The 8810-nt window shown below is 59.0% G+C and carries 11 protein-coding genes; 4 read left to right on the plus strand and 7 right to left on the minus strand.

Going from position 1 to position 8810, the window contains the following annotated elements; genetic code table 11:
* Positions 1-124 precede the first annotated feature (124 nt).
* The gene (locus AWB68_RS40050; RefSeq protein WP_087649722.1) at positions 125-436 is read left to right on the plus strand and encodes a hypothetical protein; all 312 of its coding nucleotides are present in this window, start codon (positions 125-127) and stop codon (positions 434-436) included.
* On the opposite strand, the gene AWB68_RS40055 is transcribed toward AWB68_RS40050, so the two are convergent.
* The 7 genes from AWB68_RS40055 to AWB68_RS40085 all read right to left on the minus strand — a co-directional run bounded on the left by AWB68_RS40055 (position 381) and on the right by AWB68_RS40085 (position 5583).
* Positions 381-1115 carry a hypothetical protein gene (locus AWB68_RS40055; protein WP_235028772.1) on the minus strand — a complete coding sequence of 245 codons (735 nt, stop codon included), beginning with the start codon at positions 1113-1115 and terminating at the stop codon, positions 381-383. The two genes, AWB68_RS40050 and AWB68_RS40055, sit on opposite strands and share 56 nt — an antisense overlap.
* A 351-nt stretch (positions 1116-1466) precedes the next feature.
* Positions 1467-1685, minus strand: a complete 219-nt coding sequence (locus AWB68_RS40060; RefSeq protein ID WP_235028773.1) for a hypothetical protein — start codon at positions 1683-1685, stop codon at positions 1467-1469.
* Positions 1686-1728: 43 nt separating this feature from the next.
* Complete coding sequence (locus AWB68_RS40065) at positions 1729-2478, minus strand: IclR family transcriptional regulator (protein WP_087649724.1); 750 nt, start codon at positions 2476-2478, stop codon at positions 1729-1731.
* An 82-nt stretch (positions 2479-2560) separates the two neighbouring features.
* On the minus strand, positions 2561-3313 hold the full coding sequence (locus tag AWB68_RS40070) for an amino acid ABC transporter ATP-binding protein (RefSeq protein WP_087649725.1): 753 nt from the start codon (positions 3311-3313) through the stop codon (positions 2561-2563).
* A complete protein-coding gene (locus AWB68_RS40075; protein ID WP_087649726.1) occupies positions 3310-3954 on the minus strand; it encodes an amino acid ABC transporter permease in 645 nt (214 codons plus the stop codon). The genes AWB68_RS40070 and AWB68_RS40075 overlap by 4 nt, the downstream gene beginning before the upstream one ends.
* A 21-nt stretch (positions 3955-3975) precedes the next feature.
* Complete coding sequence (locus tag AWB68_RS40080) at positions 3976-4692, minus strand: amino acid ABC transporter permease (protein WP_087649727.1); 717 nt, start codon at positions 4690-4692, stop codon at positions 3976-3978.
* A 51-nt stretch (positions 4693-4743) separates the two neighbouring features.
* Positions 4744-5583 (minus strand): ABC transporter substrate-binding protein, encoded by an 840-nt coding sequence (locus AWB68_RS40085; protein WP_087649728.1) that lies wholly within the window; start codon positions 5581-5583, stop codon positions 4744-4746.
* A 742-nt stretch (positions 5584-6325) separates the two neighbouring features.
* Between AWB68_RS40085 and AWB68_RS48570 the strand changes: the two genes are divergently transcribed.
* The 3 genes from AWB68_RS48570 (at position 6326) to AWB68_RS40095 (ending at position 8688) form a co-directional block, all read left to right on the plus strand.
* The gene (locus tag AWB68_RS48570; protein ID WP_160110160.1) at positions 6326-6499 is read left to right on the plus strand and encodes a response regulator; all 174 of its coding nucleotides are present in this window, start codon (positions 6326-6328) and stop codon (positions 6497-6499) included.
* A gap of 492 nt (positions 6500-6991) precedes the next feature.
* On the plus strand, positions 6992-7468 hold the full coding sequence (locus tag AWB68_RS40090; RefSeq protein ID WP_160110161.1) for a DUF2799 domain-containing protein: 477 nt from the start codon (positions 6992-6994) through the stop codon (positions 7466-7468).
* A 620-nt stretch (positions 7469-8088) separates the two neighbouring features.
* Entirely contained in the window at positions 8089-8688 is a 600-nt protein-coding gene (locus AWB68_RS40095) for a GIY-YIG nuclease family protein (protein ID WP_235028774.1), read from the plus strand.
* Positions 8689-8810: the final 122 nt, after the last annotated feature.

Here is an 8810-nt window from a genome sequence, read left to right on the forward strand (position 1 = left end):
TGTTACGATGGAGGTGAATCGCGAGCCACGAAGCAAGCGAACCTGAGAGCAAAAGAAAAGGGCACGTCGCCCTATGACGCCTTGGCGTCATAGGGCGACGCAGCCATGAACGGGGAACATTGGCATGACGCATACGCGGCGCACTCACGAGACGGCTCCGGCGTTTCGCTTCACGACGCATTTCGCCGATAACGAAATCGCCCACCTGGAGCGGATGATCCGTTCGCCGCACTGGCACTACACGCACGCGTGGCCGGCGTCGTACTGGCGCGAGCGTGTCGAGGTGCTGCAGCGCGACGCGGTTCTGCTACCGCAGCAGCGGGCGCGACTCGACGCGCTGCTCGTCGAACTGGAGAATGTCGCGGCTGCGCTCGCGAAGCCTAGCCCCGCTGCCCGGACGTCGCGCCCAGTCGAGCGAACCACAGTCCCAATTTGAGGGTGTAGATGAGCACGAGGCTGCCACAAAGGTCGCCGACGAACATCACGAGAAAGCGCTCACCGATATTCGTCGTGTCGCCGTTGAGCGCGAGCCAGGTCTGATGTAACGCTGGACTGGCGAGCGCATAGAGCACGATGAGAAGCAAGAGACGCCGTGCGGTCAAATTGGAGAGCGATGCGTGCAGCCCGAGCACGCGCTTCGCGAATAAATAGACGAGCCAGGGCGCGAGAGCCGAGAGAATGCCGCCGAAGAATGAACGCACCGGATCGGTCGGAAAATAATAAAAAAAGCAACTGATCCACGACGCGCAAAGAATGCCAACCGCACCGGCTTCTCCGAAGAGCAGTGTGCACAGAAGGCGCATGCCGGCAGGGAGATAGATCCAATTCACTCCGCGAACGAATTCCGAATGGTTGAAGATCCATTCGTTAGCGCACAGGGTCAAGAGAAACATTGAGGCGGTGCCAAATACGACCGCGATATGATGACGCCAGTTGTCCATAATCGATACAGCGGGAAGCATTGAGACATAAAGACGAAGTTCAAATTTGGACGAACTGTAGCACGCGATCTTGACGTAAGCACAATGAAAGTTCCGATCCCCACGATTAAAATCAAAGCGCGAATCGCGCCGACATAGATGATTTCGGAAAACGCGTATCGGCACGATACTCACCCAGTGCTGCTCGGTTCGAATGTCGGCTCCCGAACCATCGTGCGCGGACCATGTCAGTTGAATCGTCGCCGGCGATAGAACTTATCCGTCGACCGTCGGTAGCCAACGATCTGAGGTGAGTTCTTTTGACAAATTGGAACATGCGCGGCCGAACCCGATCTGCTGAAGCTGGCCGCAAGTTCTTACGACCTTCAGACTCGCCTCGGAACGGTTCGCGTGACAGCGTCGACCAACTTCCGTAGATGGCAGAGGCCGCTAGGGCGATGATCTTGCAACATCGTGCGGCGGCGGCTTGTCGTACGATCTGCGCACAAGCGAAAGAACTCGCCGCATGCACCAGAAATGAAATCGTCAAGGCGGGAAATGGTAGTCTCGCAAAGATAACGGCCGTCGCTCAAACAACCGAGCAGAAACCCGTACGTAATAGGCGACGGCTTTCTGCAATATGTCGTTCACTTCCCTGAGCGCCGTATTCTCTTGCTCGAGTTGACTGATTCGCAGAAGCGGCGATTGAATTCTTTTTTCTACATCCTCATCTGCGACGTAAGTTATCACTTTCTTCTCGCTCATTTCTTCGCCGGTGTCGTGCTGTACCACGCCGAGTGCTTGGACACTACCTGTGCGAAAGCGCCCTCGCTGACTGCAGAAGATCGTCGAGCATCGCCTGCCGCCTTTCTGGATTCGTATCGCGCCCCGTCATGAAGCAGAGCGCCGCGATCGGCAACCCGGCGCGATCACGGACCGGCGCGGCCATGCAAAGCCGGAACGCGTTCGACAGTCCTTCGGTGCAGCAGTAGCCGAGATCCTTCGCGAGCTGAACATCGCGTATGAATTCATCGAAGTCGATACACACGCCGTTGTCGAGAATGAAGTCCTCCCGCGGAATCAATGCGCGAATTTCTTCGGCGTTCATGTGACCGAGCAGCAAACGTCCTGTCGCGGTCCATGGAATCGGCACTCTCACACCGATGTCCGAACTGATGTTGAACGGACGCGCGCTGTTCTCGGACAGCACCACGGTGTACTTGTTGCCCTCGAGCATGCACAACTGTGTGGTTTCGTCATACTTGCGCACCAGCGCGAGGATCGATTGATGCGCGGTGCTGATCAAATCGTTGTGTGTGGCGTAGTCGGAACCGTAGTAATGCATCTCCCGTCCGAAGAACACGCTTGCATCGCCCACGGTCTCAAGCCAGCCGACCTCTGTAAGAATCGCGACCAGCTCATAGACGCTCGAGCGTGGCGCGCCGGTCGCTTCGATCAGCTCGCGCATCGTCATCGGGCGCTGAGCGAGATGCAATTGCCGAAACAGGGCAATGACCCGGTCCACTCCCCGGGCTCGCGACGATTCTGTGACAGCCATGCATTGACTCCGTGAGACGTTCAGTTCATGTGACCCGAACGGGTGGCTCAGACCGGCAGATGCGCCACCCGGGTTCTGCGCGTCAATGGTCGAGCACCCGATGCAGGAACTGTCGTGTGCGCTCGTTCGAAGGATTGACAAAGATCTGCTCCGGCTCACCCTGCTCGGCGATCACGCCCTTGTCCATGAAGACGACGCGATCAGCAGTCTTGCGTGCAAACCCCATCTCGTGCGTGACGACGACCATCGTCATACCGTCGCGTGCGAGTCCACGCATCACTTCCGTGACTTCGCCCACGAGTTCGGGGTCGAGCGCCGACGTTGCCTCATCGAAGAACATGATGCCCGGTTCGACGGCGAGCGCCCGCGCGATGGCGACGCGCTGCTGTTGTCCGCCGGACAACTGACTGGGGTAATGTTCCGCCCGTTCCACGAGGCCGACGCGGTCGAGCGCTTCCATAGCGCGTCTACGCGCATCGGCAGGACTCATCCGACGCGCCTTGATCAGCGCGAGCGTGACATTGCCGAGCGCGGTCTTGTGCGGAAACAAATTGAATTGCTGAAAGACCATGCCGACATGACCGCGAATCTCGCGTGCGCGTTTCGCGTCATGTAGCGGCACTTCGTTGACCCATACTTCGCCGGAATCGCTCGTTTCCAATCCCGCCATGATGCGCAGCACCGTGCTCTTGCCCGAACCCGACGCGCCGATGAGCACGAGAACTTCGCCCGCGCGCACTTCGAGATTGATCTCATTGAGAACGCGCGTCGCGCCGAATGCTTTACTGACGCCCGAGAGCGAAATGATGGGCCTGATATGACTCTGGTTGCTCACGATAATCTCCTGCGGTCATGGTGGCGTACCCATTGCGAAAGCGGGAAGCACACAACGAAATAGATAAGTGCGACGAGTCCGTAGATCTCGACGGGCTTGCCGATGCGATCGACGATCGCCTGGCCGCCGTGCATCAGCTCTGACATGCCGATCATGCTGACGATCGACGTGTCCTTGATCAGTGAGAGATACTGACCGACGAGCGGCGGCAGCACGATTCTGCCGGTCTGAGGCAACACGACGAACGCGAAGGCCTGCGCGCGCGACAGACCGAGAATCTGCGATACCTCCCACTGACCCTTCGCCACCGATTCGATCCCGGACCGGAACACTTCGGCAATATAGGCGCCCTGATAGACGCTCAGGCCGATCACGCCGGCGGCGAACACGTCTATCGCATAGCCGAAGTAAGAGACGCCGAAGTAGATGAACATCAGCGTGATCAAGACAGGCGTGCCGCGAAAGAGCTCGGTATAAAGTCTGGCGATCCGATCCGTGCCCCACGGTCCGAACGAGCGCAACACGGCAGCAAAGAGGCCGATCAGCGTGCTGCCGACGATGGAGGCTATGGACAGCAGCAGTGTCGTCACCAGACCTTGCAGCAGGATCGACAGACTGGTTCTCAGTAATTCAAATGACATGATCCAACTCCGATTCGAGAATCAGGCGCGATTGGCGCGGCGAAGCGCGAAACGGCCGAAGCGCGCGCGTGGCCGGACGATCAGGGGTGGATGGAACATCCGGGCACCGAGTTGGCTCGCGAGCCAAGACAGCACGTTGCTCAGCACCAAATACGCGACTAGAACGACCGTGAACGTCTGGATGTAGAGCAGCGTCCGCGAATTGATGACGGTCGCGGTCCCTGTTAGCTCAGGCAACGCGATCGCGGACAATAACGACGTGCCGAGCAACAACTGAATCAGGTAGTTGACGATCGCCGGATATACCGCACGAGCGGCCTGCGGCAATACGATCTCGGTGAAGATCTGCCCGCGCTCGAGGCCGAGAATGCCCGCGGCTTCGAGCTGCCCGCGCGGCACCGACTGAATGCCCGCGCGAAACACTTCCGACAGATAGGCGCCGACGTTGAGGCCCAACGCGATCACACCCGCCCAGTAGGCGTCCAGCGAAATTCCCGCTGACGGCAAGCCGAAGAACACGATGAAGATCTGCAAGAGAACCGGCGTATTGCGGATGACTTCAACGTAAGCCCGGGCGATGAATCGGACCACGGCGAGCGGGGACATACTGGCCAATGCCGTCACGAGAGCGAGGAACACCGCCAGTACGAACGCAAGGAAGGTCACCTCCAGCGTCAGCAGGCCAGCTTTCAGGAACTCGGGGACGTAGCCCCACAGGCTTAGCCACTGATAACTCATCGCTGCCCCCGCATCATTCGGATCTCATGTGATATCGACATCACGCGCTCCTCAGAACTGCGGGTTGAGCGGAAAACGCGGATCGGTGCCAAACCACTTCTTGTAGAGCTGCGCGTTGAGTTTCGACGCATTGATGTTGAAGAGAAACAGATTCAGGTAATTGAGCCACGCCTGATCGCCGGCCTTCACCCCAAAGGCGTTGTATTCGAGCGGCACCAGAGCTTCGTCGGTGACGCTCAGTTCGGGGTCGAGCGTCGCCTGATACGCGAGGAAGTTGTTGTCCTCGATCATCGCGTCCGCCTGACCTTGCTTGACGGCGAGAATCGCGGCCTGCGAACTATCGTATTCCTGGATCTTGATGGGGATGTTCAGCGAGCGGACTTCATCGCCGTTGGTCGAGCCCTTCACGGTCGCGATCGTGCGGTTACCCATGTCCTTGACGGACTGAATCCCGCTGCTCTTCTTGACCAGCAGCGCTTCGCTCGCAACGACGTACGGCGTCGTGAATTCGACGACCTTCGCGCGCTCCAGATTACGCGTGAAGTTACAGAAGACGACGTCCACCTTACTCGTCTGCAAGTTGGGAATCCGGTTCGCGCTAGTCGTGTTCACCACCTCGAGCTTGACGCCCATCTGCTTGGCGAGTTCTTTGGCCAGATCGACGTCATAGCCATCGGGCTGACCGTCCTTGTCGTAGAAGCCGAATGGCGCGAAGGTCAGGCAGTCGCCGACACGCAGAGTCCCGCGCTGCAGAACGGCCTGAAGGGTTGAGGATCCTGCTGCTGCGCCGCCTTCGGCCGGCGTGGAAACTTTCGTACAGGCGGAAAGCGCCAGCAATCCGGTAACGACGAAGAAAAGAGCGACTCTGGCGGCTGTGTTTGCAAGCTTCATCTGCGGGTCCTCGTTGGAGAAAGGCAAAGTGGTGGGAAACCGGGTCCGAAGCTGCTTGGCGCCGATTCGTTATCTTCGGCAACTGTCCGGTATATCGGATCTACATCTGGCTAATCGGATTGACGCAAAGTGTTGGCCACTAAAAAATCCAATGCAATGGGCGAGAACCCTAATCGGGGGGATTGTTTTCGTAAATTGACGGGCTCTTTCGAAGACGCTTTCAAGATTGCTCCGTTCGATCGATGGCCCGTTGCGCGCGAGTGTCGCGATCGGCGTCGCGCCGGACTCGGCCGATTCGATGGCGGTAGTTCGAGCGTCTCCGAACGGTCCTCTGTGCCCGTGGGAGCCGGCGCCGTCCGGCGCCGGCGACGGTGTCGACCGCATCGCCTCCAAGTCGTGCTCACGGCCACGGGCACGGCAGGCACGGCTGACTGGAACTGGTTCGAGCCAGCGCAACGGCCGCAGTGATGCGGATTCGCCAACGCAACGCAACCAACGAATCCAAGGGGTCGTTTTCTTTGCTGGCTGAGTCCTGACATGCGGCGACCGAGAAGCTATCGCGGCGGAATCGTAGATTTTGTGCACGAGCCGAAGGTCGTCGCGCGTTTTCGATCGGGCGTCTAGCAACCATCGAGACGATTACCAGCAAGATCGCCGAAAAAAGTCGGTCGCATGCACCGCTATCAACACTACTGCCGCAGCCTATCCTTTGCGGCCTACCCGGCATCAGCGGCCCGGAAGTATGGGCCCGGTTGCGCGGCAGACGCACGATGCGCACTTCATCGTCGCATACACCGCGCACACGATCCAGCAGGACGTGGATCAGATGCTCCCTTCAGGATTTGACCGCGCGCGGCTCAAACCGGTGACGGTCAAAGCGATGTACAAAGTCTTTTCGGCACTGCGCTCGACTTAGGCCAGTTCCTGAGAATGTCTCCACCGCGTTCAAAAGCGACTTTCCGGTTCGATCACGCTAGCCGGACGTAGCTGGAGCCGAGCAATGGTCTGTTCCGTCCATGTTCACGAGAAATGATCCCATTCCGGACCCTTTAGATGCGCTCAGAAATCGTCTATGCTCTTCACAGACAAGGCGCTCTAGTTTCGCCACGCAACGAATAGCGGCCCGCAATCGCGCAGTGGATGCGAAGAAAAAGCGCCGCGAAGACACCAGCCGCAAGGTGCTGGTTGGCGCTGTCCTCTTGGCCAACCCGTGAAACGCCGGGAGTGGCCGAAAGATCGGCTTCTTCGAAGCTAACCGGCCACCTGACACGCGACGACGACCGCGTCCTTTTTTTGCCTGCCAACGAAGGAAGCACGCTCATAGCCATAACTAAGGAAGATAGTCGTGCGGCGCCTATCGTTGATGATTTCGCTTGCGTCAATGTTGCTCACTGCAGGCTGTGCCAGCATGTCTGAAACAGAATGCAACAATGCCGACTGGTACCAGCAGGGCATGCGAGAGGCGCTGCAGGGCTATCCCAAGTCCCGCTTGCAGGACCACCGTGAAGCCTGCGCCAAAGCGGGCATCGTGCCGAACGACACGCAATACATGGCCGGCTACGACAACGGCATCCGCCAGTTCTGCACGCCCGAGAACGCCGTCCGCTGGGGCCGGGCCGGCAAGTCTTATCAGAACTCTTGCCCAGCCGACATGGATGCCGCGTTCCGTGACCGCTACCAGGCGGCCAAAGCCGTCTACGATGCCGAGACAAGGGTCAATAACCTGCGCAACCAGCAGAGCGACAAGCAACGAAAACTGGATCAAACCACGGACGAAAATACCCGTAAACAATTGCGCCAAGACCTAGAAAGCCTGGACCGTCAGCTGCGCGACGCCCGCTACGATCTCGACCGCGCCGACCGTCGCCTGATGTCAGGCAAGTGAAAGCCACTGCCGTTGCAGACCTAACGTAGGTCCCGACGATGAAACTGCGTGATTTCTTGGTGGAGCATGCCGCCGACTCAAAGCGAAACGCGATCTGCTTGTCCGCTACACGGTCGTGCGGCGCCGCCGGCGCGTTCAGGAAAGAGCAATCCAGGCTGCGTTCGGATAGCGCACCAGTCGTGGCTCGGCTAACCGGTGTATCTATACACATGTAAAGGAGCCAATGAGCCGTCGACCGAGAACCCCGAGCGGCACTCCCTATACTGCGAAAACTTGTATTTAGGTCGCCTGTGAAGCGGACTACGGCCATTCGATTCAGCGACACGAATCACCATTCATGGCCGAACGCGGTCCGACGATGATATAGCAACATGGAACGGCTATCGCCCGTCGTCGAAGGGCGGCTCCCGACCCCGAAGGAGCCGTTCAAAGAGTCGCATTGCCGAAGGCGAGAATCGGAGTGAAGCGGTCATCGGTGCTCCTAGGAGCGCGGCCGAGGCCTGTTTCCCGCCACCCATCCCTCATATGCGGGGCCCTACGATGATTATTTTAGACCCCGGACCGGTTGTAAACGCGGCGCGTTTGGTGTACTCGCGGGCCTCCTCTGCGGCGATCCGGTGGTGTACGCACCGCTTTCGGTGCGCACCAAAAATCTACCCGGAATTCCCGGTTATGATCAGCGCCTCCACCACCCGCTGATTGCCTCGATGCCGATCGACAACTGCACCCACACATTCGACGAACTTGCCGCCACGGTCCTGCCCGCCCACCTGGAAAGGTTGAAGACCGCGCTGCAATCGCCGATGCCGGCCACCACCTTCGTGGGATTCAAGAGCGCCCGGCGCGAGCTGTTGACCAAGCTCGGGCATAGCACCGACTTCCCCGGCTGCTATGTGTTCATCGACGTCGACCGCCCGGTGTACGTTGGGATCTCCTGCGGAGTCGTTAAACGCCTGCTGCAGCACCTCAACTTCGAATCCCACTTCACCGCCAGCCTGGTCTACAAAATGGCCAGCGAGGACTTCCCTCACGAAATGAAGCGCGATCAGGCCATGAAGGACGACCAGTTCCGCGAGGTCTTCCTGACCGCCCAGGGCAGTCTGCGCAAGATGTCGGTCGCGTTCGTCCAGATCGACAACGACCTCGAGCTGTACCTGTTTGAGGTGATGGCGTCGATGCACTTCGACACCGACACATGGAATACCTTCCGCACCCACTGATTGAGTGGGCCCATTGGGCCCTGCGTTGCTGGCGCTGATGACTCGTCGGTATCTGCGCATCAAGGCAATCCCCACCCTGCTTTGCCCGTCCGGCGCTGTCGCTATACTGTCGCCACAACTTA

Source organism: Caballeronia choica, from assembly GCF_001544535.1.
In the GTDB taxonomy this organism is placed as follows: domain Bacteria; phylum Pseudomonadota; class Gammaproteobacteria; order Burkholderiales; family Burkholderiaceae; genus Caballeronia; species Caballeronia choica.

Excerpts from the sequence above, each read along its gene's own strand:
- AWB68_RS48570 (WP_160110160.1), top strand. The coding sequence starts at position 6,326 with ATGGGCCCGGTTGCGCGGCAGACGCACGATGCGCACTTCATCGTCGCA.
- AWB68_RS40050 (WP_087649722.1), top strand. The coding sequence starts at position 125 with ATGACGCATACGCGGCGCACTCACGAGACGGCTCCGGCGTTTCGCTTC.
- AWB68_RS40065 (WP_087649724.1), bottom strand. The coding sequence starts at position 2,478 with ATGGCTGTCACAGAATCGTCGCGAGCCCGGGGAGTGGACCGGGTCATT.
- AWB68_RS40075 (WP_087649726.1), bottom strand. The coding sequence starts at position 3,954 with ATGTCATTTGAATTACTGAGAACCAGTCTGTCGATCCTGCTGCAAGGT.
- AWB68_RS40080 (WP_087649727.1), bottom strand. The coding sequence starts at position 4,692 with ATGAGTTATCAGTGGCTAAGCCTGTGGGGCTACGTCCCCGAGTTCCTG.
- AWB68_RS40085 (WP_087649728.1), bottom strand. The coding sequence starts at position 5,583 with ATGAAGCTTGCAAACACAGCCGCCAGAGTCGCTCTTTTCTTCGTCGTT.
- AWB68_RS40060 (WP_235028773.1), bottom strand. The coding sequence starts at position 1,685 with ATGAGCGAGAAGAAAGTGATAACTTACGTCGCAGATGAGGATGTAGAA.
- AWB68_RS40090 (WP_160110161.1), top strand. The coding sequence starts at position 6,992 with ATGTCTGAAACAGAATGCAACAATGCCGACTGGTACCAGCAGGGCATG.